Genomic DNA, 25,502 nt, shown 5'->3' on the forward strand with positions numbered 1-25,502 from the left:
AAAAGGCCTGTCAAATAAGAGATGAGAATTCAACCACTAATGAGTCCATAGATAGATTCTAGCGAGAAATGTACTAATACTTATTTTTTTTAATAGGAAAACAAATCATAATAATTTATATGATTAAACCTTATACAAAACTAACTCTAATTCTGTAATTACTTTTTATATAGTTTTATACGTTTTTGTATAACTGGAAAGATACTAAAAAGCCTGAATATGAAAAAAACGAATAAAACGCCTCCAAGCTTAAGAAAACGTTATATATTTTTAACGATTCTTATCGGTTTTTTTGTCATTTCGATAGTATCAATCAGCTATCAAAATCTTATAACAACAAAAAATGCGATTACTTCTGGATATGACGGTGTTCTTGAAGAACAAAATCATCTGATTAACGTAAGAAATATCTTGCTAAAAATCAATCAAGATATAAATCTATTCTTGTTAGACCCTCTCAATGAAAACCTTATTCAAAAGATTGAATTTAACACCCAAAACGCTCAGAGAAACCTACTTGCTTTAAAGCAGTCAAAACATAAATACCATTGGGATCTCACGGAATATACCCAAATAACAAGTAGCAACTTCGAACAACTAAAAGACGAAGTCAATTATTTGGTGGAATATCGTTTGGATATTAATAAACAATACCCAGGCCTGGATATTTCAGCAAATCTAATGGAGAAACAGCAAGATACGATTAAATCGGGTTTTGATATTTTAATTAATGAAATTGAGTCCGATAATATCAATTTAAAATCACCTGAAATTTATCCTATACTTCTAAAAACTTATGCTTTATGGATAAACGCTATCTCTCAAACACGTATCTATATGGCAAATAGACTTGCCTCATTCTCTACTCAAATACTTGATGAACAAGGCAAAAGCCTTAAAGACATTTACTCGTTATTTATAAAAAACCTTAAAGAATTACAGCGTTTATATTCAAGAGAGGATAGCTTTGAAGGAAATGAAATACTTGACTCAACTTTGAGCATTAGCCAAGCCTGGTATCAGAACTTTTTAAACCTTCGAAAAATATCTGAATCTAATAAATGGCGTTCTGACACATTAATTATTAAAACGCGTGTATTTCCACTAGTTACTGAATTAACCAATAATATCAATGACATAGAAAAGGCCTTAAGTAAAGAAAAATTAAACATCGATGAAAAACTAAAAGAAAGCGATGAAACCTTTAATAAGCTCATTTTTGCAATTATAGGAGTGTTTCTTTTCTTTATTTTCGCTATATTAATTTCTATGGAGTGGATGCTCTTCACCCCTATTGCTAAAGTGACTAACGCATTAAAATCTAGAGCTTTTCATATTGAATTCCCTAATATTCAATACTCTAAAACTAAAGAAATGGGGCAATTAATAGATGCCTACATTGAAATGAATGAAGAGGTAACTCATCGTCAAAATGCTTTAGAACATCAAGCAATGCATGATCATCTAACAGGCTTACCTAACCGGTTTTTACTGCATCAGCGTTTAGAATATCAACTGCTTTACTCAGAAAGACAAGGCTGCCCTTTTGTACTACTTTTAATGGATTTAGACTTCTTTAAAGAGATTAATGACACACTAGGCCACGCCGCAGGTGACCGTCTTTTAATTATAGTTTCTGAACGAATGAAAGAGTTAATCAAAAAATCAGACACCCTCGCAAGATTAGGAGGTGACGAATTTTCTATATTATTGCCAGATACTGACAAATCATCAGTATCCCAATTAACCGAATCCATTATTGATAAGTTAAGTCAGCCGATTGAAATTGATAACCAAAAGGTAAATATAGGTATAAGTATTGGTATTGTTAGTTACCCTGAAGATGGTAAAGATATAGAAACCTTACTTCAGTATGCTGATATGGCAATGTATACAGCCAAACGTAAACGCATTGGTTACTCATTTTATGAAGAGACTCAAAACGTCTACTGCAAAACAAACCTAAATTTTATTCATGATGTTGCTAAAGCCTTAGAACAAGATGAATTTGAGATGTATTTTCAACCTAAAATCAGCTCAAACAACCTACAAATATGTGGTGCTGAAGGACTTTTAAGGTGGAATCATCCAGAAAATGGGTTTATATCACCCGAAAAAATTATTGAAGCTGCAGAACGAAGTGGAATCATACAAAAGCTGTCTCTAAGAATGCTTGATAAGGCAATCTCAGAATGCAGTAAATGGCACCAATCAGGATACAAAATAAATGTTGCGGTAAACCTCTCAGTTCGAGATCTATCTAATAAAGAGCTCACCACTAAAGTCAAAGAGTTAATGGATAGAGAACATCTCCCCTATCACTTCCTAACGCTAGAAATTACTGAAAGTATCATGATGGAGAACCTAGCTCTTTCTTTGGATATACTAAACAAACTCCATGAACTTGGTGTATGTTTATCTATAGATGATTTTGGAACAGGATTCTCATCTCTTGCCTATTTAAAAAGACTGCCCGTCGATGAATTAAAAATAGATAAATCATTTATTATGGAAATAAATGAAGATGCTAATGATAAAAAAATTGTTAGCTCCACAATCAACCTAGGACACAACCTTGGCCTTAGAGTGGTTGCTGAAGGGATTGAAACCCAAAAAGTAATGGATCTACTTAATGGAATGGGCTGTGATCAAATGCAAGGTTACTTTATTGGCAAGCCTATGCCGCCAGAATCTTTTTGGGAGTTTCTAAGAAACACTGATACCCAAGGTTAACGTAAGTAAAATTTAACCTTTAAGTTACTTCGTAATTACACATCACATAATCAAAATCTATTGCCGAAAACAATTTGGTTTTGATCATTCTTGCTTTTAATTCAACAGAAATACAGACATAAAATTTAGACATAAAAAAAGCCAGATTAGAACTAACTAATCTAGCTTTTAGAATATGGTGCCCAGGGCCGGAGTCGAACCGGCACAGTATTTCTACCGGGGGATTTTAAGTCCCCTGCGTCTACCAATTTCGCCACCTGGGCAGATGACTAACATTTAAAATGCTAATTAAAAATATCAAGCCTCCAAAATAAATGGAGGCGGAACGCGGAGTCGAACCGCGGTAGATGGATTTGCAATCCACTGCATAGCCACTTTGCTATTCCGCCTTATTGGAGCGGGAAACGAGGATCGAACTCGCGACCCCAACCTTGGCAAGGTTGTGCTCTACCGCTGAGCTATTCCCGCTTGATGGGGCGTATTATAGGGGCTTCCCATTAAAGGTCAAGCACTTTTTATTAAAATTTTAAAAAGAATCTTTTATAACAAAAGTGGGATTTAACTCACTTTATCTAAGTCTATGATTCTGTTGAACGAATAATTTCTGGTAATGCCGCTTTAGTATATTGCACCCAAGTAATTACCGTTAACGCCGCTGCAAAATAAAGCATTGGAAAACCTAGTTCTCCCCAATTTACTCCCCAAAGTTCTCCGCCATAAAGCAACCAGGTTAAGGCTGCTAATTGAGAAGCCGTTTTGATTTTACCTAATTTAGATACCGCTACGACTTCACGAGCATTATTTTCAGCCATCCACTCTCTTAAAGCAGATATACCAATCTCTCTCATCATAATTAATACTGCCGAAATTATGACCCATAAGTTGTCATGATATTCTGCCGCAACGACGATTAAAGCGGCTGCAACGATTAATTTATCGGCCACTGGGTCTAAAAAAGCACCTAGCTTGCTATCTGAACCAAGCTTTCTTGCTAAATACCCATCAAACCAATCTGTTATGGCTGCAATCATAAAGGCTAAACCAGCCCAAAACCTTGCATCTTCAATGGGGGCATAATAGCAAATTAAAAAAACGGGAATCAGAACTACTCGACTCCAGGTCATTATCATTGGCAGGGATTTTATAGACATATTTTCGCTTTATTTGTATTGATATCAATCTTGTTGAGAATACTACCATACCTAGCAATAGCCTTCTTAACTGAAATTATATTTGATGGTAATTTATAGCGTTCCATGAAAAAAGTCGTAAATTTTTTGTGCTTTTTCTAAACTGATCCCTTTAACCTTTTGCAATTCTGATATAGACGCTTGTTTTACCTCTCCTAACCCACCAAAGTGCATTAAAAGTAATTTACGTGTTTTGGGACCAATTCCTTCTATCGATTCTAGGCTAGATTGAGTCTGTGCCTTAGTTCGTTTTGCTCTATGCGAAGTAATAGCAAAACGGTGTGCCTCATCTCGAATATAGTTAATTAAGTGCAATGCTATATCATCAGATTCTAAATCAATGCCTTGAGAATTATGTGGGGTAAATAAAATTTCCAGACCTGCTTTACGACCCTCTCCTTTAGCGACAGAGACCAAGGGAATATGCTCCAACTCAAGAGTTTTTAAAACATCAATCGCCTGTGTAAGTTGACCTTTACCACCATCAACCACAATTAAATCTGGAAAAATCGCATCTTCTTTTTTTAATCTTGCATAGCGACGACTCATTGCTTGGTGCATTGCGGCATAGTCGTCACCAGGTTGAATACCTTCTATATTAAATTTTCTGTAGGCCTGGGTATTTGGGATACCGTCTTGAAACACCACACAGCTGGCAATAGTCATTTGACCTTGGGTGTGACTAATATCAAAACACTCCATATAGTTTGGCGGTTGAACCAACGCCAAAGCGTCTTGCAATGCTTTTACACGCTGTACTTGGGTTGCACGCTGTGTCATATGCTGTTTTAAACCTGATTGAGCGTTTGTATAGGCTAATTGCACGAGCCCTTTATTGATTTGATTGTGGGCTGATTTTAAAACAGCTTTGCTACGGCGTTGCTCTGATAACCAAGCCTGTAAAAATGCTTTTTCATTGAGCTCTGTCGCTAAAATAATCTCAGCGGGAACAGGATGTTCTACGTAATGCTGAGTAATAAAGGCCGAAAGCACATCATCTTGTTCAACACTGTCGGCTACTTTTGGAAAATAATGCTCACTACCCCAAAGATTGCCACCTCGGTACATCATTAAACACACACAAATTTGTGACGATTGCTCTGCTACCGCAATCACATCCATATCTTTTGAGCCTGGCTGATTGATAAGATGCTGACTTTGAATAGCCCGCAAAGCAGAAACTTGATCTCGATAACGTGCCGCTTCTTCAAACTCTAGGTTTTCAGAGGCCTGTTCCATTTTGGCACCCAACTCTTCAATCACCTCAAAACTTTTGCCTTGTAAAAACCCTAGAGTGTGTCGTACATCTTCTTGATAAACCCCTTTGGTAACCAACCCATCAACACAAGGACCTGAGCAACGTTTAATTTGATATTGCAAACAAGGTCGAGAACGGTGATTAAAAACACTCTCAGCACACTGCCTAACAGGAAATATTTTTTGCAAAGCTTGCAAAGTTTGATGTACCGCTGAAGCATTAGGAAACGGGCCAAAATACTCGCCTACTCTTCTTTTTGCTCCACGATGATAACTTAACGCTGGAAACTCTTTACCTGTTGAAACAAAAATATAAGGATAAGACTTATCATCCCTAAAAAGTATATTATACTTAGGCTTATAGCGTTTTATTAATGTATTTTCTAATATAAAAGCTTCGCTATCCGAATCGGTAACCGTAACCTCAACACGGGCGATTTGCTGAACCATTTTGGCCGTTTTGATTTCATCATGTTGCTTTTTAAAATAACTCGAAACTCTGCGTTTAAGGTTTTTAGCCTTACCAACATAGATAATCTTTCCCTGGTTATTTAACATCCTGTAAACACCAGGACGCTCTGTTAATTGTTTAAGAAAAGCATCGATATCAAAAGCTTCAGCATTGGCATCAGCATTAGCTTCAAAGGTATTTTCAGTATTATTTTGGATATTATCTTGGGTCATAAATCAGAAACGGTTAGAATTATTGGCTCAACTTCGCATTATAAAGGATAAAGAATGGAACAAGAGCCAGAAAAATCACAACAAGGCTTTAATCGTTTAGCCATTGCCGTAGAGTCATTAGTTAAACAAGAACGTTGGAGCAGACGTATTGCCAACTTTCTTAAGCTCGCTGTAGCAGGATATATTGTATTTTTTATCTACATTGCTTCGCAAAACTTAACCTCAAGCGATGAACTTAAAGATTTATCAAGCGGTAGCAAAGAGCATTTGGCCGTTGTTAAACTAGATGGTGCGATTATGCCTGGCTCAAAAACCAGTGCTGAAGCAATTAAACCACTACTAAACGATGCATTTAAGAATCCATTAAGTAAAGCAGTCGTTATTTTAGCTAATTCACCTGGTGGAAGCCCTGTTCAGTCAGCCTTAATTAACGATGAAATTGTTCGTCTTAAAACCAAGTACAAAAAACCGGTTTATGTTGTTGTAGAAGATATGTGTGCTTCTGGCTGTTATTACATTGCGGTTGCTGCCGATAAAATTTACGCTAATAAAGGTTCAATGGTTGGTTCTATCGGCGTGCGTATGGATACATTTGGTTTTACTGGCTTAATGGACAAAATTGGCGTTGAAAATCGTTCTATGCATGCTGGTGAGCACAAAACTTTTATTGACCCATTTAGTGCTAAAGACGAAGCTGGTCGTGCATTTTTTCAAAAACACATCTTAGAACGTACCCACCAACAATTTATTGATGCTGTTCGTGCTGGACGCGGAGATCGTTTAAAAGAAAATGAAAACACTTTCACAGGCCTGGTATGGCTAGGTGATGAAGCCACTCAAAATGGTTTAATTGATGGATTGGGTGACCTAGGAATGGTAGCTAGAGATATTGTAAAAACAGACAATATCAAGTTTTATGAAGGTAAAAAGAGCGTTATTGAAGAGCTTATGGGTGATCTTGGTACTCAAACAGCGGCTAAACTTTCTATGTATCTTTCAACCATGAAATAAATAATGAATTAATTCATCATGATTAGGCCAAATTAAAAACTTACAGGCCTGGTAGATTTATTTAAACCTCAATAAAAAACCGCGATAGATGATTTATCTATCGCGGTTTTTTTATTTGATACTTTTCAATACGTTGTTTAGAAACTTAGAGACCTATGAAACTAGGAACTTAAAAAGATAACAACCAAATTAGATTATTTTTAAGTAATTTTAAACGCTGTGATAATACTATAAAATTAAAATAGCTATTTAGAGTTCTTAAATACGCCTAACCTTTCTAAACTTTCAATTGTTAACTGTCCATATGCCAGACCATTAGCACGCTGATAATCTTTTAAAGCACCTAAAGTGTTAATTCCCCAAATACCGTCAATCACCACTAAGTCTAATGGAGGGTTAGGTTTTAAGTAACCCTGCTCTTTGAGAGCTAACTGCAACTGCTTAATGATAGGTTGACTGCGGCTCATTTTACAAAGCGTTGCTTTATACTCTTTATTTTCACCGTAAGAAATCAAACCATCATCTCCCTTTTGGGCAATAAAGGCTTGAGCTCGGCAACGCCATAAAGGTTGACCATCAAGTTTTGCATAAAATTTTGGTTTATCACTTGTTGGCTGAAATAACGAATAATCAATGGTATCGTCTTTCCTTTTATCAATCACTAAACCGCTAACTTTAACCTCTTGTTGCACTGGCTCTATCTGTTTTACTGCAGATTTTTTCTGTACAGGTTCGGTAACCTTATTTCGACTATCTGTTTGTTGCTTCTGCCCTTCAGATGGATTAATTCGAGGTTCAGTAGCAGTAGGATCAACCCACTTGATTCTGTTTTTATCCGCTTTAAAAATTCCTAAATCCTCAAGTGTTTGAATGGTTAACTGACCATACAACAAGCCATTTTCTCTTTGGTATTTTTTTACCGCAGCTAACGTATTCTTCTCCCAAATACCACTCAATAATTGATCTTTATTTAAACCAGGAGCTCTTAAATACCCTTTTTCATACAGTTCATACTGCAAATCTGTCATTGTTGCTACATCACGACTTCTTTTACAAAGCGTGGCACTCAGCTCTTGGTTTTCTGAACTATAGGCCCAAGTACCAGAATGATTTTTTTGTGGTACTAAAGAATTTGCCGCACAACGATAATATTTAGCCCCACTGACAACTTGATAAAGATGTTGTTTGCGATCTTTGGGAACAATATTTTCAATAACTTGAACTAACCCTGATGATTTAGGAGGATTGACATTGGTCAGATTCTTCTGAACAGGTTTAACTTCTTTATTGACAGCAACACTCGTATCTACTTTAGAATCAGCTTGAGAATTTATTTTGGTATCTGATTGCTTACTGCTTGCTAAAGGCTCTTTATTCACTTTTTCTTTTGGCTGAGTATTTGTTTGTAAAGCCAGTGATTGGCTTTCAATATTACCTTCAACCTTAGAAACTGTAACTGGTTCACCCTCTTCAGTTGAAGGTTTAGTGATATTAAAAGTGAGCATTGATTCAGACTTGTTTATAGAGGGTGAAAACACACCTAAGTGTTCTAAAGTCTGAATAGTTAATTGACCAAATAGCAAACCGTGTTGCTGTTGATATTTTTTTACTGCTTCTAAGGTAGTTACACCCCAAACACCATCAATTAATTGCTGTTTAGTTAAAGTATTAGATTTTAATAAGCCCAGGTCATATAGCTTCTGTTGAAGCTTTACCATAGTATTTTTGTCACGGCTTATTTTACAAAGCGTTGCACTTAGTTCTTGCTTAGAGGCATCATAAACCCAATGATTATTCTTATTTGAAACCGCAACTAAAGAGTTGGCCGCACAACGAAAATACTTAACACCGTTCTGCTCTCTATAGAGAACTTGCTTTCTTGATTTAGGAATAATCTTATCAATAGTCTTTGTATTAACTACTTTATCAGCATCTTTAGTTTTTTGATTAACCTGTTGGTTTGTTTTTAAATCTTTAGTTTGATTTTGACGGGCAAGTATTTGACTAAATAAGTTTTTTTGTTCTTCTTGTCGATGAAGCTCTTTCTCTATTCTGGTGCGCTCATCTGCTTTTGCCTTAGCCAGCATGAGATCAATTTCAGCCTGTGTATAGAGTTTTTGATTATTATCGACATCTACATCTGAAGTTGTTGAACAACCCAACATCGAAACGACTAAAGCAGAAACTAATGAGGTTCTAACTAATTTCATATAACACCTATAAACATCCTTAATTTGAACTCAGTTGTTAATCACATTAATAATCAAATCAACAATCAAAATTTACTAAAACCTAGAAGAGCTAGCTATTGTACACATTTATACTAACTCAAGCATGCAATAGCTGTCAGCTATAGTATAATTATCAACTATAAGACCATAAATAGTTAACAACTAAAACTATCCAAAGCCTTACAAATAAAGCGTATAAAGAAATAGTAAAAATTTTATTAATATCTAATTCATACATAGTCAAAGGAAATGTTTATCCGCTACGATAAGTCTGTTGCTAATGAGCCAAAAGCAGTTACTATTAATAAATTAGTTACTGCTGAATTATTTAAAGTACTCAGCCATCAATCTCCACAAACATTAATTCTTGGAACTATTGCTGCAGCCATTTTATTTGCTTCATTACGTGACTATATTGATGAAAAAATTGCCTACAGCTGGTTCATTAGCTATGTTCTTGTAACCATTATTCGCCTAGTTCATTTTTATTACATAAAAGAAAAAGACAGTTTATCAATACAAAAGCACTTAAATTTTTTTGTATTTGGCGGCTTGATATCAGGGTGCATTTGGGCTTCATTGATTTTTATCTATGACCCAACATTTCCATTAACTTTACAGCTATTTATCATCGTTATCCTGTTTGGCATGCCTGTAGGTTCATTAGTAATTAATAGTGTGTACTTTCCATTGTTTCTTGCATTTAGCTCTCCTCAAATTTTTGCACTCATTTACTGGGCAATTTTTCTTTCACCAGGTTTATCCTTTGGTTTCAGTTTTATCGCTATCACTTACGCAACTCTAGTCAACATCACCGCTTACAAACTCAACAAACACCTTATAGAAAGCCTTACCAGCAAACTCTACAATCAAGCGTTAACAAAAGAGGTGCACGAAATAAATAAAGAGTTAGCTGAAATAGCGTATGTTGACTCTTTGACCAATATTCATAATAGACGCTACTTTATAGAAAATATGACAGAGTTTCTAAAAACTGCTTCTGAAAAACATAAACAAAATACCGTCTTTTTATTATTCGATTTAGACAAGTTTAAACAAGTTAACGACACTTTAGGACACCAAGCTGGAGATACCTATTTAATTGAGTTTGCAAATCGTTTAAAGGGTTTTGAAAAGCTGCATAAAAATGTCATTAGTGCTCGCCTTGGTGGAGATGAATTTATACTCTCTTATCAATTAAAAAATCGAAATGATATTAAAAAAGACATCAAAACACTGCTTAGTTTGCTCCTTCAACCAATCAAGTTTAAAGAAACTATAATTCAGCCAGGTTTAAGTATTGGCGTTTCTCAATACTCCATTCACGCTAAAGATGTAAGTACACTTCTTAACCTTGCCGATAAAGCGATGTACAAAGCCAAGTCTCACGGTGGAAATACTTACTATTTTTATGATAATTTGCTAAATAAAGTCGATTAAAATAACAAATCACACTCTTTTCTTTGTGCATAAAAAAACCGACTATGAATCACTTCAATAGTCGGTTTTTTATTAGCTTCTTTAAAAAGAAACTAACTACATTAAGCTAATTAGTTAGGCTACTGCAACACCAATTTCTGCTAATGTTTTAGGTGACTCTACATCGTAGTCTGCCATTTCATCAAACTGTAGGTAACGGTAAACGTCGTCTGCCATGGTATCTAACATAGCAACATTGTCCATATATTCTTTAACCGTTGGAATACGTCCCAACGCAGAACATACCGCAGCTAATTCAGCAGAACCAAGATAAACATTTGCACCATTACCTAAACGGTTCGGGAAATTTCGTGTTGAAGTTGAGAACACCGTTGCACCATCGGCAACACGTGCTTGGTTACCCATACATAAAGAACAACCCGGCATCTCTGTACGAGCACCAACTCGACCATAAATACTGTAGTAACCTTCTTCAATCAACTGACGCTCATCCATTTTAGTTGGTGGAGCGATCCAAAGACGGGTTGGCACGTTCCCCATACTTTCAAGCACTTTACCTGCAGCACGATAGTGACCAATATTGGTCATACAAGAACCAATAAAGACTTCATCAATTTTTGCATTTTCAACTTCAGACATTAACTTCACGTCATCAGGGTCATTCGGGCAAGCTACAATTGGCTCTTTAATTTCATTAAGGTCGATTTCAATGATTTCAGCATAATCAGCATCTGCATCAGCTGATAATAATTCTGGATTATCAATCCAAGCTTGCATCTCATCACGACGACGCAACAAGGTGCGAGCATCTTGATAACCGTTTTCAACCATCCAATCGATTAACGCCATATTTGATTTTAAATATTCAATAATAGGTTCTTCAGCAAGTTTTACTACACAACCGTTTGCTGAACGTTCTGCAGACGCATCCGAAAGTTCAAATGCCTGCTCTACTTTCAGGTGTTCTAGGCCTTCAATTTCAAGAACACGGCCGTTAAAGACGTTTTTCTTACCTTTCTTTTCAACCGTTAATAAACCATCTTGAATTGCTTTGTAAGGAATAGCATTTACCAAGTCACGTAACGTAATACCTGGTTGCATTTCACCTTTAAAACGTACCAATACTGACTCTGGCATATTCAAAGGCATTACCCCTAAAGCGGCACCAAAAGCAACCAAACCAGAACCAGCTGGGAAAGAGATACCAATTGGGAAACGAGTATGTGAATCTCCACCTGTACCAACAGTATCAGGCAGTAACAAACGGTTTAACCATGAGTGAATAACTCCGTCACCAGGACGTAATGCTACCCCACCACGACTTGTCATAAAGTCTGGCAGTGAGTGCTGTAAGGTAATATCAACAGGTTTTGGATAAGCCGCGGTATGACAGAATGACTGCATAACCAAGTCTGCTGAGAAACCTAAACAGGCTAATTCTTTCATTTCATCACGTGTCATCGCACCAGTGGTATCTTGAGACCCTACTGTTGTCATGCGTGGTTCACAGAACATTCCAGGGCGAACACCTTCAATACCACAGGCTTTACCAACCATTTTCTGAGCCAGAGTGTAACCATGGTTTGCTTGTGATTTATCTTGCGGACGAATAAATACATCAGAAGGAGTCAATCCCATCGCTAAACGAGCTTTGTCTGTTAAACCACGACCAATAATTAATGGAACACGACCACCAGCACGCACTTCATCAGGCATGGTATCAGGAGCTAGTTCAAACGTAGAGATGGTTTCACCAGCTTCATTCGTGACTTTACCTTCATATGGATAGATAGTAATAACATCACCCATATTCATTGAACTTACATCACATTCAATTGGTAAAGAACCTGAATCTTCAGCAGTGTTAAAGAAGATAGGGGCAATTTTGCCACCTAAAACCACACCACCCTGGCGTTTGTTTGGAACGAAAGGAATATCATCACCAAAGAACCACATTACCGAGTTCATTGCCGATTTACGAGAAGACCCTGTACCGACAACATCACCTACATAAGCAACGGGATGACCCTTTGCTTTCAATTCATCCATTACATCGCCAACATTCTCAATACGTGCTGCTAGCATCTCTTTAGCGTGTAGAGGAATATCTGGACGCGACCAAGCCGCTGTTGCAGGAGAAAGGTCATCCGTATTGGTTTCACCTTCAACCTTAAAAACTGTAACCGTAATTTTTTCAGGCATCTTAGGTTTAGATGTAAACCATTCCGCATCAGCCCAAGACTGCATTACTTGTTTAGCGTAATCGTTAGTTTCAGCCTTTTCAGCCACATCGTGATACGCTTCATAGACTAACAAGGTCTTAGATAATGCTTTAACAGCTTCTTCTGCAACGGCAGAATTTGAGCTATCTAATAATGAAATAAGTGGCTGAACGTTATACCCACCAAGCATTGTGCCTAATAAAAAAGTCGCTTTTTCAGCAGAGATCAAATCAACAGAAATGGTCTCATGTGCTACATCAGTTAAAAAGCCTGCTTTTACATATGAAGCCTCATCTACACCAGGAGGTACGCGGTTTGTTAATAGGTCTAAAACAAACTCTGCTTCGCCCGCTGGAGGGTTTTTAATCAACTCAACAACTTGTGCAGTTTGCTCTGCATTTAACGGTAAAGGGGGAATCCCCTGCTCTGCACGCTCTGCAACATGACTTCGATAAGCTTCTAACATGATGAGACTTCTCCTAAATAATAAAATTTAATTGCGAGTATTTTACCACAGAGTATCGCAAAGACCAGTTAGAGTAAGGCCATCGACCGTTTAAAATATAAAAAATAATGACACTTTAGATATACCAGGCCTGGTAAAAAGTTATGAAAGAATATCTAAAATTAAAGAGTAACTATTTTTGAAGAGCAGATATTTGTAAAACAACCTATAAACCTAAGCTTTATACCCAAGTTAATAGCTATTGTTATAACAGTTCTATTTCAGTGTAAAACCATTGAACTAAGACCATCCCAAGCCAACATGATTAACAACCATAGATTTAACACTACAATTAAAATCGTTGTACCCCAAGCAAAAAATTTGGTCGTAGAAGTGTTAACTAACTCTCCCATTAATAGAGAGTCCGAGGTCATCATCACTAATGGAATCACGGCAAATGGTAACTGCATTGACAAAATCACCTGAGACAATACGAGTAAACTTAACGGATTAGTGCTTAATAAAATCGCTATCGCCGCGGGAACCATTGTGGCTAAACGAATATAGACACGTATTTTTAGAATATTTATTGGGCGTTTTTTAAAGAATGACTCAAAAACGATTTGCCCAGCTAAGGTTCCGGTTGTAGAACTGGCAATACCCGACGCTAATAATGCAATTGCAAACGTCAATGCCGCCGCACTTCCTAATAAAGGCCCTAACGTTTTATACGCTTCATCAATATCGGTAATTAATAAACCCTGTTCATGAAAAGCTGCTGATGCCATAATCAAAATCGCCGAATTCACCATCCATGCGGCAACCAGTGCTAATACAGTATCCCATTTCATCATATTATAAAAACGTTTACGCTCTGGTAACGATGCTCCCGCCCCCTCACTACGGGTAATCACTTGATGAGAATGTAAATATAGATTATGCGGCATAACCGTTGCACCTAAAATCCCCATGGCGATAAATAAAGCGGTCGTATCAAAAATAGTTGAATTAGGCACCACCAAAGCTTTAGCAACCTCAACCCAATGCGGTTGTGCCAACCAAAGCTCAATGACATAACCTAGACCGATTGTCGCCACAAAAGCCAAAATAGTCATTTCAATCCATCTAAACCCATAACGCTCAAGCCATAAAATTAATAACACATCAAAAACGGTTAAAAAAATCGCTACCACTAAAGGAATATCAAATAAAAGATTTAAAGCAATTGCAACTCCTAAGAACTCTGCCAAGTCAGTGGCTATCATTGCTAATGCCGCTGAAGAGAGTAAAAGAGTACCAGTTTTGCCTGGGTGTTCAACGCGAATCATTTGGGCTAAGTTTTTGCCAGTAGCTATGCCAAGTTTGGCACTGAGTACTTGCATTAAAATAGCGATTATTGAAGCCAGAGTAATGACCCACAATAAATCATAGCCATACCTGGAACCCGCTTCGATTGAGGTTGCCCAATTACCAGGATCCATATATCCCACCGACACTAAAAATGCTGGACCTATAAAAAACCAAAATGATTTTTCTGAGGATAAAGTTTGAGAAACTGCTGAACTCATATTAAATAATGTCTTTATTGTTATCTAAACGAAGGGGTTAAAGAGTAAGTTAGTCTAAAATAATTAATAGTTTAGACTCTATTAATAAATAAATTAGCCTTAACTAACTTTTGAATAATATACTAGATTAACTCAAAAAGTCTATAGAAAGAGAGTGATTAAATTATGTATAGATTGTATTTAATCTAATAGAATGAACGTAGCCTATAAGCGACTTCAGTTTTTTAGGAAAGGAATATAAGTTAAGTATTTACAACCAAAAACGATATTTACTTGTTTAAGTTGTAATCAATTCAACGAGTCTTTCTCGAACCATTTCATTACCTGAGCTACAACCACAAAGTTTTTGTAAAAGCAGTTTAGGTTCATCACAACTTTCCAACATTTTCCCCATTACCGCTTCAATACTATTCCGCCATTCCTCAAGTTCAGGCGATTCAGATTGCATCAATAACGGCCCTTGATAAAGAGCAAAGGCTTCCTTAATATTTTGTTGATGTAATGCTTGCCAGATTTGAATAAAGTCGGTCCAGACTGTTACAAGAAGACGATAAGGTCGTGAACCAATTGCTCCATCAATTAAGTGACGCAAATGCGAAAGTTCAGCTTTTAATGTGTTTATAGAAATAGGTTCATCACCATACAGGGCTGCATGAAAGCTTTCTAAGTTTAAACCTTGAGGGTTAAGAGCGAGTATGCATAAGATTTCAACTTGGCGTTTACTGATACGCAAGGCTTTACCACGGAAAATAACTCGCATTTGACCTAAAGCATAAATTTCTAACTCCGCTTTTGGAATAACGGCAGGCAAACACTGTGCTATATTGCGAGCTAATTCTGTGACTCCAGCCTGCCCCAAAGAGGTATGACGATTCCATGTCGTTGACATATCTAAAATCCCAAAACACTCACCAGACTGTGGGTGAATGATTGGGGCGGCATAACACACCCAATCATGTAAAAAAGATTGGTAATGCTCTGAAGAGAAAACGGTAACTGGGCGACGTAATGTTTTAGATAAGCCAATAGCATTCGTGCCAATAGAATTTTCGTCCCAATTTCCACCTACATGAAAATTTACCGACTCTGCACGACTACGCATGTGTTGACTTGCAAAACTCCAGAGTAAAAAACCACTTGGATCAGCAATAGCGGCAACTAGTTCACCTTCACGAGCTAATTGCATCATATTGCCTTGCTCTTTTTGTGCTGCAAATGAAAGCGGAGAATCACTCCAAGCTTGGCGTGCCTTCTCTTCACCGCTATACGGTGCATGTGATTCACGATAATCTACGTTAGCCGCACTGCGTTGCCAAGACAAAGAGATGTCTTCTGATACAAGAGTATTCTCAGGTGTTTCTGCATGATGTGTAAAGTGATGCCAGTTATTCTCTAGAATACTGCGTCGTTTTGACAGGCTGTAATCAGTCAGCAACGTTGAACTCATAACAGTGCACCCTCCATCCCTTGTTTTATAATTATCAAAATTATAATGGTGTTCTTATTGATTTTATTATTGTATTTTTTATGCCATTAATATTTTTACTTATCGTTCTGCTCTAATTACTTGCTATGCAATCATAATCTTTTCTCATTCAAATAACTACACTACATCATTACTCAAACCTTAACCCTTTTTTAATTAATCCTTATTTTCTAAAAGGCGGCTAAGCCTCCCTCACTAACCGAGTAATCACTATTTCTTTTGCTATCTCTGCGATTGGCTAAGTTCTGTGTATCACACTGATTACACTCTCAAAAAATATTAAATTAAATATTATTTTTAGTTGTTTTTTAGCTAACCAACGTTTTTCCAACCTAGCCTAAATTAGAGTGTTCATTCGAACAAATGCCTTACTTTGAACAATAATGATAATTAAGGCTATGTTCTATACAACTCAAATACATGTATCAAGCTAGCACTAAAAATTACTGCGAGCTTTATGAATTAATATCAAAGAGGATCTAGTTCATGCAATATGCAAATCCCAATACCGCAGGTGCGGTAATCAGCTTCAAAGAACGTTATGAAAACTTTATTGGTGGCGAATGGGTGGCACCCGTAGATGGCGAATATTTTGATAATATTTCTCCCGTTACAGGCAAAGCTTTTTGCCAAGTACCACGTTCTAATGAAAAAGATATTGAGCTGGCCTTAGATGCCGCTCATGCCGCAAAAGATGCTTGGGGATCAACCTCAGTAGCAGACAGATCAAATATCTTATTAAAAATCGCAGACCGCATTGATGCTAACCTAGAAAAATTAGCGGTTGCCGAGACTTGGGACAATGGTAAAGCCGTTCGTGAAACACTCAACGCCGATGTACCATTAACGGCTGATCACTTTCGTTACTTTGCTGGCTGTATTCGTGCCCAAGAAGGCGGCTTAGGCGAAATAGATAAAAACACCGTAGCCTATCATTTCCATGAACCACTAGGTGTAGTTGGGCAGATTATTCCATGGAATTTTCCATTACTCATGGCCGCTTGGAAATTAGCACCGGCAATAGTAGCGGGTAACTGTGTTGTTTTAAAACCAGCTGAACAAACGCCTGCTTCTATTTTGGTTTTGGCTGAATTAATTAGTGATTTATTACCAGCGGGTGTGCTGAATATAGTGAACGGTTATGGTGTTGAAGCAGGTAAAGCCTTAGCAACAAGTACTCGTATTGCTAAAATTGCTTTTACCGGCTCTACTCCTGTTGGTTCATTAATTATGAAATACGCAGCCGATAATATTATTCCTTCAACGGTGGAATTAGGCGGTAAATCACCTAATGTCTTTTTCTCAGACATTATGAATCATGAAGATGAGTTTTTAAGTAAATGTGTTGAAGGTGCCGTATTAGCATTCTTTAACCAGGGTGAAGTCTGTACTTGCCCTTCTCGCTTATTAATCCAAGAAGACATTTATGACAAGTTCATCGGTATGGTGGTTGAACGTGCTGCACAAATTAAACGTGGTAACCCACTAGATACAGAAGTAATGGTGGGTGCCCAGGCTTCTGAAGAGCAATATGAAAAAATTCTGAGTTATATGCAAATTGGTCGCGATGAAGGTGCTGAAGTTATTACAGGTGGTGAAGCGGAATCATTAGAAGGTGATTATGAAAATGGTTACTACATTCAACCTACCTTATTAAAAGGTACTAATGAAATGCGTGTTTTCCAAGAAGAAATTTTTGGTCCTGTTGTCGCAGTTACCACTTTTAAAGATGAAGCTGAAGCTCTTGCAATTGCCAACGACACTGAATTTGGCTTGGGTGCTGGTGTATGGACTCGAGATATGAACACTTCTTACCGTATGGGACGTGGTATTCAAGCGGGTCGTGTTTGGACTAACTGTTACCACCTCTACCCTGCACATGCCGCATTTGGTGGTTACAAAAAATCAGGTGTTGGACGTGAAACCCACAAAATGATGTTAGAGCATTATCAACAAACTAAAAACTTGTTAGTGAGCTATGACGTTAATCCATTAGGCTTCTTTTAATACGTGATTTAATCAAAAGACATAATTACTTGAATCTGTATTATACAAAAATTTGGTAATTATCTTTTTAAACACGAAATCACGAAGACACGAAGATTAAAAAATATGATAGAACTCTTCGTGCTTTCGTGTCTTCGTGGTTATTTTTTTGTTTTTACCAATCTTAATTTATCAACCACAGAATGTACTTACCCGTATTTACTTAATTAAGTATTGGCCTCATTGATCGCCAATGCCATCGCTTCGGCAACCTTAATACCATCAATTGCCGCTGACATAATACCCCCAGCGTAACCCGCACCTTCTCCGGCTGGGTATAATCCTTTGGTATTTACACTTTGATAATCATCACCACGTTTAATGCAAACTGGTGACGAGGTTCGGGTTTCAACTCCTGTTAATAAAGCATCTTCTCTTGCAAAGCCTTTAATCTTTTTATTAAACGCCGGAATCGCTTCCTGTAATGCCTCACGACAGTATTCAGGTAATATCTGAGTTAAATCTGTTAGTTTTACACCAGGTTTATAAGAAGGTTCGACATTGCCAATATGGTCAGATGGTTTACCAGCCAAATAGTCACCGACTAACTGTGCGGGGGCGTCGTAATTTTCGCCACCCAATTTATACGCTGCACTTTCTAACTGACGTTGTAATTCAATCCCTGCTAATGGACTGTCACTAGGGTAATCTTTTGGGTCAATTCCTACCACAATCGCACTATTTGCATTACGTTCATTACGTGAGTACTGGCTCATTCCATTGGTAACAACACGGTTCTCTTCGGATGTCGCTGCCACCACAGTTCCGCCTGGACACATACAAAAACTGTAAACTGAACGACCATTTTTGCAGTGATGGACTAATTTATAATCCGCCGCACCCAAAATAGGGTTACCAGCATTTTTACCAAATAACACTTCATCGATTGAGGATTGATTATGCTCAACCCTAAAGCCAATTGAAAATGGCTTAGATTCAATATACACGCCTTTGTTATAAAGCATTTTAAAGGTATCGCGTGCACTATGACCCGTGGCCAAAGCAATATATTTGGATTTTATCTGCTGGCCATCAGCCAAGGTCAAACCTGTCACTTGCCCATCTTCAATGTGCAAATCATCCACACGAGAGTTAAAACGAATCTCACCACCTAATTCAATCAGTTTGGCACGCATCTTTTCAACCATAGCCACCAATTTAAAAGTACCAATATGCGGCTTACTGACGTATAAAATCTCTTCTGGAGCCCCCGCGTCAACAAAGTCATGCATCACTTTGCGACCATAATGTTTTTTATCTTTAATTTGAGTCCAAAGCTTACCGTCTGAAAATGTGCCTGCCCCACCTTCACCAAACTGTACATTCGATTCTGTATTTAAGGTTTTAGATCGCCAAAAACCAAAAGTATCTTTGGTGCGTTCACGGACTTGTTTACCACGGTCAAGAACAATCGGTTTATACCCCATCTCAGCCAATACCAGGCCTGCAAAAATTCCGCAAGGACCAAAACCAACTACGACTGGTCGTTCGGTTAGGTTTTCCGGTGCTTTAGCAACATATTTATAGGTCATATCAGGTGTTACTCTGATATTTTGATTGTTTTGATTAGTCTTGAGTACCGCTGCATCATTATCGGTAGTGGCATCAATGGTATATAACAAACTAATTTGATTTTTATTTCTGGCATCAAAGCCTCGTCTAAAAACCGTAAAATCGATTAGTTGATTGGCTTTGATACCCAGTGCTTTTATGATTTCTTTTTTAAGTTCTGGTTCTTTGTGGTCAAGCGGGAGTTTGATATTGGTGATACGAATCATGAGTTATCCAAAATTTATGTTACTTAGCTATAGTAAAAATAAATAAAAAACTAACATTTAAGCCAGAATAGGCCTAGGTAAAGCGGGCTGTTAATCTTGCAATTTTGTGTTAAATCAGTAGTATACTGATTCTTCAAAAAACAGCTGTTAGTATAATTTTAATAGCGGAATTTTAACAGAATTTAATACAATATGAGACCTTTGCACGAGTGAGGTGCGAGGAAAAAATGTGATAAAATTTGCCTGATTGCGGCGAATAAAGTAGCTGATAGCTAGCTATCAGCAAATTATTCAACAAAAATCAGGTTAATTTTAGCCATTTTTAACCGTGGCTTGACTTGTGCAAAGGTCTCTATATAGCGAAGAAAGAAGATGGCATTTGTCGTTACTGAAAATTGCATAAAATGTAAATACACGGATTGTGTAGCGGTTTGTCCGGTTGATGCATTTCACGAAGGACCAAACTTTTTAGCCATTAATCCAGCAATTTGTATAGATTGTGATTTGTGTTCACCAGAGTGCCCTGCTGAAGCGATTTTTCAAGAAGATGCTCTACCTGAAAACATGCAACATTACCGTGAATTAAACAAAAACTTATCTGAAATCTGGCCTGTCATTACTGAAGTCATTCCAGCTCCATCTGATGCAGATGAATGGGATGGCGTTGCGGATAAAGAACAGTATTTGATTATCGAATAACACTCATCAATTTCAATTCATTCTATCTTTTTAGTTTAAAAACATCCGTTCTGATTTTTATTTGAAATAACCGTTTTTTTAAGTTTTTGCTGGCTTTTGCATGATTAAAAAACTCCCCAATAAGATTGGACCAATTCCAATTAACTGATGTAAAGTTGGGGTTTGGGCGAGCAACCAGTAAGCCAATGCCATCGTCATTAACGGAGCAAAAGCAAACAAGGCATTTACCTTTGTAATAGGTAATAAATGAATTGCTTCTACCCACAGTAATTTAGAGACAAAAAACACCAAAACTCCCGTTAGCACTAACCAATACCACTGTTCTTGAATAGCGTTTAAAGTCGGCTGTTGTTCAAAAATAATCGCCAAAACATAAATAAAAGGTAACGCAAGAACAGAGCGTACAACGAGTATGGTTTCGCTCGAAACCTGTGCTCTCGCCTTTTTTTGATACAAATTAGCAATGGGAGCAATCATCGCAGCAAATAAAACCAGCAAATCCCCCATATTTACTTGAAAAGAGCCGGGAAACAAAACCAATAACCCACCTATGGTCATAAACAACGCACCCAGTGCATGCTTTGGGCTTAAGCTCTCTTCTTTTCTTCTGCCTAAAAATAGATAACTGAATAGGATTTGCAAAAACAGAATAATCACAACATTAGTGGCGCTGGTATATTGCAATGCAATAAATGTCAGGGCAAACAATGAAGTAATAAAAAACGTGGTTAAAGCAATGTTTTTATAAGCCGCTCTATACTTTATTTCATGTGTTTTGCCTCTTAAAACCCACCAAACACTTAAACACACAATCGCGACTAATAAACTATAAAAATAAGCATGCAAAGCACCTAATGCATGTACCGTAAAAAACGCAAAGATAGGAAACCACGACTCAATAATGGTTAAACCAAAGGTATAAAACTCGCCTTTAGTTTGTGAACTCATTGCCATTACTTTAGATTTTGCACTTTCATTCATTCTATTTAATTACTCAGCAAGTGGTTATTCTGTTTAAACGGAATCACTAGTCGTTTTATAGACTAGCTTATGGACCTCAATAAAATGCTCAAAAGAATCCGCTATATTGTATTGTTCAATATGTGCTCTACTTTGTTGAGACCAGGCCTGTAAAATCGCTTCATTTTGTAAAGTATTACATAAAGCGTTTATCCAATCTTGTTTTTTATTGGCTTCAATAATCAGTCCAGTTTCATTCTCTAAAACCAATGATTGTGGCCCACCAATATCAGAAACCAAACAGCCCATTCCGCTAGCTTGAGCTTCCATAATGACCTGCCCTAAAGTATCGGTAATAGATGGAAACACAAACAAATCTGCGGAAGCATAAATCTGAGAAAGTCGCTCTCCGGTAACAGGCCCTAAAAAATAAGCATGGGTATTACGCAACTTGTCTGCCCATTTTCGATAACGACCTTCACCAATCATCACCAAATCGGCTTTTAAATCTGGATTTTCTTCACAGAATTTTGTCCAAACATCGACTAAAAACGGAATGTTTTTTTCAATATTGATTCGCCCAACATACAGGACCTTTTTACGACCATTCAATAAACCATAGTGTTGCCAAACTTCATTTAACTGATGCTGGGGATGAAACTTATCTAAATTGGTTCCAGGCGATAACGCTGATGCACGAGTGTAATCAATCTCAATATCACTCGCCATCACTTCTAAATAACTCTCTGATCTAGAAAAAACGTGAATAAACGGCTTATAAAATCGAGCCATTAACTTATCCGTTTGATGCTTTACCCATTTAAGGCCGCTTAAATCATACGCATAGGCCGGAAAATCCGTATGGTAAGTTCCCACCAATGGATAACCTAATTTTTCAGCCACATTCTTAGCCTGCCAACCAAAAGGCCCAGGTGTTGAGATATGCACAATATCTGGCTTTAACTCATCCAACTTGGCTTTAATGGCTTTTTTATTAGGCAACACCAAATCAAGCTCTTGGTAAAACGGCATTGGCACTCTAAAACGGTAAGGTAAATTATGAATGTATGGTTGCTCAGCCAACTCTTTAGGGGTTGAGGTGACAATGTGTAATTCAACGCCTGTCGTTGCCAATGTTTTATGAGCAAGCTCACCCATATCTTGAATAAAACGCGACACACCATTTAAATCGCCAAGGGTATCGGTAAAAAGCACAATCCTCATTTATAAAGCCTCATATCTGATTGATACAACATTCTGCTAAAACTATTTGATATAACTATTTGATATATCTACTTGATACGAAAAACATCTAGCAAATGAATATCAAATAAATAGTAGCAATAATAGGCTTCACAAAAGCAAAACGTATGACGACTAAATGACAGGTTTATGAACAAAATAAATTTTACCAGGCCTGGTAAATTGACAATAAATCAAAGTGTATTTTTAAAAGCTTATTCAAATAAAACTTCAAACAAAGCTTCAAATAAAACTTAGCTTAATATAGGAATATTAAAACCCGTAGAGATGCCTAATAGCATCAACTGCACACCAATAACAGTAAGAATCAACCCCATTAAACGTGTGATGATACTCATACCACCTTCTCCAATAACGGTCAAAATTTTAGAACTAAAAATAAAACAGGCAAAAGTAATGAGGCAAAGCACAAAAAATACCGATACCGTAACAATAATTCCCGTAAAACCGCCTGTGGCAGAATAATTCATCGCCGTCGCAATCGTACCTGGACCAGCCAATAATGGCATTGCCAATGGAGATACCGCAATATCGCCTTCATCACTGTTTTCAGCTGAATGTAATTTTGAGCCAGAACCATTCAACATATGATAACCAACAATAAAAACCAAAATACCACCCGCTATTCTTAGAGCTGGAAGGCTGATACCAAATGCTTGAAATATGAATTTACCGAGTAAAGAAAAGGCTAAAATCACCACAAAAGTTATCACAATAGCTTTTGCGGCAACGCGAAACTGCTCCGATGACTCTTTTTCTCCTACCAGGCCTACAAATGCGGCTGTATTAGCGATTGGGTTCATAATGGCAAAAAAACCCAAAAACACAGTAATTATCTGCGTATATAAATCACTCATCTCATATCTCTTAGTTATTCTTTAATTATCAATATTGGTTATTGATTGTACTTAGCCAGCAAATAAAAACGTAGCTTTTTAACGAATATTTATTTAGAAGAGCTTTATAAGTTTTGTACTGAAATACAAAATTAAAATAATTGCATAGGAAAATGCAATGAAGAAGTTCATCAAGGTTAAAGTAAATATATGTTTATGTTAAGCTTTTAATTGTATGATTGATTTTAACTCAAAGAAGAGGTATCAGTATGAATACAACCATCGGCTATGCAATCCTTGCAGATCTCGGAAACATTAAAGTCTTTTCGATTGATCAAACAGAGCAAAAAACAGTTTCGTTACACGCTTATCAGTCTATTGAAAATGCCGAAAGCCACGCTAAACTCTCTGAAATCTATAGCGATAAAGCTGGAAACTTTTCCAACTCAGTCTCAAGCAGACAAAGTTCCTATGAAAGTAAAGAAGGAATGAAGCAAACTCAACAGCTAATCGAAAATTTGAGTGCGTTTATCAATGAATTTGCAGAGCAGCATAATCACAAACTCTACCTGTCCGTATCGAATCCTATTCACACACAAATCAAAGAAAAACTAAGTGATTCAACTCTTGCCAAAATCAAAGCCTTTTTAGCTAAAGATCTTACCCAACAAAAAATTGAAAATATAATGAAAGCCTTTGAGCTCTAAAAACTGCAACAATCAAAAGCTAAAGTTAACTAGTCATGTTAAATCGGGGTTCTGTGCTAGGCTTCGCTATAAGCTAAGCCGCTAAGCCATAACCCTAAGTACAACTTCAACCCTGACAGCTCAGCGGTTGAAAACCTTAATTTATCCGCCACGTAAATTATCCGCCACATAAACATAAGTCATAAATCACAAATAAAGATGGCAAGTTAAATATCGCTCATTAATTTATGTAATTCAAATTCAGTAAAATCTGATAACTGTCTTAATTTTATATGAGATATATCAAATTTTTCATCTCCAAACTCCATTGGAGATGGAACAGCTACCGTTTTCATATTTGCTTTTTTAGCGGCCATTAGTCCTGAAAATGAATCTTCAATAGCAATACATTTTGACGGTTCAACGTTTAACTTTTTTGCAGTAGATAAATAGACAGCCGGATGGGGTTTACCTTTTTCTACTTCATCAGAAGAGGATATCGCTTGGAAATAACTGGAAATTTCGAGTTTGCTTAACACTACCGAAATCAACTGGGAAGGCGAGTTTGTTGATAAACCTATTTTAAAGTTTCTTTTCTGAAAGAAATCTAGAGCCTCTTTCACTCCACCTATTGCTTGACCTCTCTCGTAAATAAGAGCTTCAACACGGTCAATAACTTCATTTTCAACTTGTTCTAAACTTTTGCCCGACCAAGGAAAATAGCTATACCAAAAAGCGGTAACTTCTTTAGTTGTCATTGCCGCACTTTTAGCTGACAACTCCTCACTTACCTTTACGCCAACAGAAGAAAACACCTGCTTTTCTGCCTCTTTCCACATAGGTTCAGAGTCAATTAAAACACCATCCATATCAAAAATTACTGCTTTCATTTGATGATTTCCATATAACGCCAAGTTAACCACCACACAAACTCATTTTTGAAGCTTATACAACAATGCTTGAAGCT

Annotated in this window: 17 protein-coding genes and 3 tRNA genes; 6 read left to right on the forward strand and 14 right to left on the reverse strand. The window is 37.0% G+C overall.

What is annotated here, in order from left to right:
• The first annotated feature begins 219 nt into the window (after positions 1–219).
• Positions 220–2,733: a putative bifunctional diguanylate cyclase/phosphodiesterase gene (locus ACORJQ_RS07990; protein WP_321323495.1), complete on the forward strand. Its 2,514-nt coding sequence runs from the start codon at positions 220–222 to the stop codon at positions 2,731–2,733.
• Positions 2,734–2,909: 176 nt separating this feature from the next.
• On the opposite strand, the gene ACORJQ_RS07995 is transcribed toward ACORJQ_RS07990, so the two are convergent.
• The 5 genes from ACORJQ_RS07995 to uvrC all read right to left on the reverse strand — a co-directional run bounded on the left by ACORJQ_RS07995 (position 2,910) and on the right by uvrC (position 5,864).
• Positions 2,910–2,996: transfer RNA gene (locus tag ACORJQ_RS07995), tRNA-Leu, on the reverse strand.
• Between the two features lie 52 nt (positions 2,997–3,048).
• Positions 3,049–3,122 (reverse strand) — tRNA-Cys (locus tag ACORJQ_RS08000).
• A 4-nt stretch (positions 3,123–3,126) separates the two neighbouring features.
• Positions 3,127–3,201, reverse strand: a tRNA-Gly gene (locus tag ACORJQ_RS08005).
• Positions 3,202–3,311: 110 nt separating this feature from the next.
• Positions 3,312–3,884, reverse strand: coding sequence for a CDP-diacylglycerol--glycerol-3-phosphate 3-phosphatidyltransferase (gene pgsA / locus ACORJQ_RS08010; RefSeq protein WP_321323497.1), 573 nt, complete (start codon positions 3,882–3,884; stop codon positions 3,312–3,314).
• Between the two features lie 93 nt (positions 3,885–3,977).
• Positions 3,978–5,864 (reverse strand): excinuclease ABC subunit UvrC, encoded by a 1,887-nt coding sequence (gene uvrC, locus ACORJQ_RS08015; protein ID WP_321323499.1) that lies wholly within the window; start codon positions 5,862–5,864, stop codon positions 3,978–3,980.
• A gap of 54 nt (positions 5,865–5,918) precedes the next feature.
• On the opposite strand from uvrC, the gene ACORJQ_RS08020 reads away from it, so the two are divergent.
• A complete protein-coding gene (locus ACORJQ_RS08020; RefSeq protein WP_321323501.1) occupies positions 5,919–6,875 on the forward strand; it encodes a S49 family peptidase in 957 nt (318 codons plus the stop codon).
• A gap of 245 nt (positions 6,876–7,120) precedes the next feature.
• On the opposite strand, the gene ACORJQ_RS08025 is transcribed toward ACORJQ_RS08020, so the two are convergent.
• Positions 7,121–9,085 carry a peptidoglycan-binding domain-containing protein gene (locus ACORJQ_RS08025; RefSeq protein ID WP_321323502.1) on the reverse strand — a complete coding sequence of 655 codons (1,965 nt, stop codon included), beginning with the start codon at positions 9,083–9,085 and terminating at the stop codon, positions 7,121–7,123.
• A 270-nt stretch (positions 9,086–9,355) separates the two neighbouring features.
• Between ACORJQ_RS08025 and ACORJQ_RS08030 the strand changes: the two genes are divergently transcribed.
• Positions 9,356–10,546 (forward strand): GGDEF domain-containing protein, encoded by a 1,191-nt coding sequence (locus tag ACORJQ_RS08030; protein ID WP_321323503.1) that lies wholly within the window; start codon positions 9,356–9,358, stop codon positions 10,544–10,546.
• Positions 10,547–10,660: 114 nt separating this feature from the next.
• Here the strand turns inward: ACORJQ_RS08030 and acnB are convergent, their stop codons facing one another.
• From acnB to ACORJQ_RS08045, 3 genes are all read right to left on the reverse strand, one after another.
• Positions 10,661–13,234 (reverse strand): bifunctional aconitate hydratase 2/2-methylisocitrate dehydratase, encoded by a 2,574-nt coding sequence (acnB, locus tag ACORJQ_RS08035; RefSeq protein ID WP_321323504.1) that lies wholly within the window; start codon positions 13,232–13,234, stop codon positions 10,661–10,663.
• Positions 13,235–13,494: 260 nt separating this feature from the next.
• On the reverse strand, positions 13,495–14,781 hold the full coding sequence (locus ACORJQ_RS08040; RefSeq protein WP_321323506.1) for an Nramp family divalent metal transporter: 1,287 nt from the start codon (positions 14,779–14,781) through the stop codon (positions 13,495–13,497).
• Between the two features lie 277 nt (positions 14,782–15,058).
• A complete protein-coding gene (locus ACORJQ_RS08045) occupies positions 15,059–16,228 on the reverse strand; it encodes a transcriptional regulator (RefSeq protein ID WP_321323508.1) in 1,170 nt (389 codons plus the stop codon).
• A 525-nt stretch (positions 16,229–16,753) separates the two neighbouring features.
• On the opposite strand from ACORJQ_RS08045, the gene ACORJQ_RS08050 reads away from it, so the two are divergent.
• On the forward strand, positions 16,754–18,274 hold the full coding sequence (locus tag ACORJQ_RS08050; RefSeq protein ID WP_321323510.1) for an acetaldehyde dehydrogenase ExaC: 1,521 nt from the start codon (positions 16,754–16,756) through the stop codon (positions 18,272–18,274).
• Positions 18,275–18,480: 206 nt separating this feature from the next.
• On the opposite strand, the gene ACORJQ_RS08055 is transcribed toward ACORJQ_RS08050, so the two are convergent.
• Positions 18,481–20,091: an NAD(P)/FAD-dependent oxidoreductase gene (locus ACORJQ_RS08055; protein ID WP_321323512.1), complete on the reverse strand. Its 1,611-nt coding sequence runs from the start codon at positions 20,089–20,091 to the stop codon at positions 18,481–18,483.
• Between the two features lie 372 nt (positions 20,092–20,463).
• Between ACORJQ_RS08055 and fdxA the strand changes: the two genes are divergently transcribed.
• Positions 20,464–20,790 (forward strand): ferredoxin FdxA, encoded by a 327-nt coding sequence (gene fdxA, locus ACORJQ_RS08060; protein WP_321323513.1) that lies wholly within the window; start codon positions 20,464–20,466, stop codon positions 20,788–20,790.
• A 78-nt stretch (positions 20,791–20,868) separates the two neighbouring features.
• On the opposite strand, the gene ACORJQ_RS08065 is transcribed toward fdxA, so the two are convergent.
• The 3 genes from ACORJQ_RS08065 to ACORJQ_RS08075 all read right to left on the reverse strand — a co-directional run bounded on the left by ACORJQ_RS08065 (position 20,869) and on the right by ACORJQ_RS08075 (position 23,870).
• Positions 20,869–21,771, reverse strand: a complete 903-nt coding sequence (locus tag ACORJQ_RS08065; protein ID WP_321323514.1) for a DMT family transporter — start codon at positions 21,769–21,771, stop codon at positions 20,869–20,871.
• A gap of 33 nt (positions 21,772–21,804) precedes the next feature.
• Complete coding sequence (locus ACORJQ_RS08070; protein WP_321323515.1) at positions 21,805–22,974, reverse strand: glycosyltransferase family 4 protein; 1,170 nt, start codon at positions 22,972–22,974, stop codon at positions 21,805–21,807.
• 272 nt (positions 22,975–23,246) lie between these two features.
• The gene (locus ACORJQ_RS08075) at positions 23,247–23,870 is read right to left on the reverse strand and encodes a MarC family protein (protein ID WP_321323516.1); all 624 of its coding nucleotides are present in this window, start codon (positions 23,868–23,870) and stop codon (positions 23,247–23,249) included.
• Positions 23,871–24,118: 248 nt separating this feature from the next.
• On the opposite strand from ACORJQ_RS08075, the gene ACORJQ_RS08080 reads away from it, so the two are divergent.
• On the forward strand, positions 24,119–24,556 hold the full coding sequence (locus ACORJQ_RS08080; protein ID WP_321323518.1) for a host attachment protein: 438 nt from the start codon (positions 24,119–24,121) through the stop codon (positions 24,554–24,556).
• Positions 24,557–24,762: 206 nt separating this feature from the next.
• Here ACORJQ_RS08080 and hxpB read toward each other — a convergent pair whose 3' ends face one another.
• Complete coding sequence (hxpB, locus tag ACORJQ_RS08085) at positions 24,763–25,425, reverse strand: hexitol phosphatase HxpB (RefSeq protein ID WP_321323520.1); 663 nt, start codon at positions 25,423–25,425, stop codon at positions 24,763–24,765.
• Positions 25,426–25,502: the final 77 nt, after the last annotated feature.

It is taken from the genome of Thiomicrorhabdus sp. (assembly GCF_963662555.1).
Taxonomy (GTDB): domain Bacteria; phylum Pseudomonadota; class Gammaproteobacteria; order Thiomicrospirales; family Thiomicrospiraceae; genus Thiomicrorhabdus.